General features: G+C 64.0%; 1 protein-coding gene. It reads left to right on the forward strand.

Going from position 1 to position 539, the window contains the following annotated elements; genetic code table 11:
- Nucleotides 1-295: 295 nt before the first annotated feature.
- Nucleotides 296-539, forward strand: a 244-nt coding sequence (locus F6Q13_RS20075; protein ID WP_367141384.1) for a DedA family protein, incomplete at its 3' end; no start/stop codon positions are given.

The following is a 539-nucleotide window of genomic DNA, read 5'->3' on the forward strand; positions in this document are numbered from 1 at the left end:
GCGCGGCGGCAGCCGCGGCGTAGCGCTCGCGAACCTGCTCGCGCAGCTCGTGGTTTTCGGTGGTCATCTCAACGCGTCCTTTCATCGGAAGATATCTATGGATCCTTTCATCGACAGATATCTATGAATCATAGTGTAGACGGCGATACCCGCCACCGCATGTGCGTCATGCTGTGATCACGCCCACCACGGCTGCGCCGTTGGTCCGACCTCATCAGGCTGATCGGATGGCCGCCATTGCCATTGCTAGATTGGCCGACGTGGTGGTCGGAGGCGCAGGCGTGGTCAAGACGAGATGAATCAGGCCCTCGACTGGCTCGTCAGGCTACCCGCCGGTGTGCTGCTCGGCGCCGCGTTTCTGCTCCCGCTGCTGGAGGCGTCGGCCTTCGTCGGCATCGTCTTTCCCGGTGAGACCGCGGTGCTTCTTGCCGGGGTGGCGGCCGGCCAAGGCGCGCTGTCGCTGTGGCTGGTGATCCTCGTGGCATCCGCCGGCGCGATCATCGGCGACAGCGTCGGCTACCAGGTCGGCAAACATTACG

It is taken from the genome of Mycobacterium sp., assembly GCF_008709575.1.
GTDB lineage: Bacteria > Actinomycetota > Actinomycetes > Mycobacteriales > Mycobacteriaceae > Mycobacterium.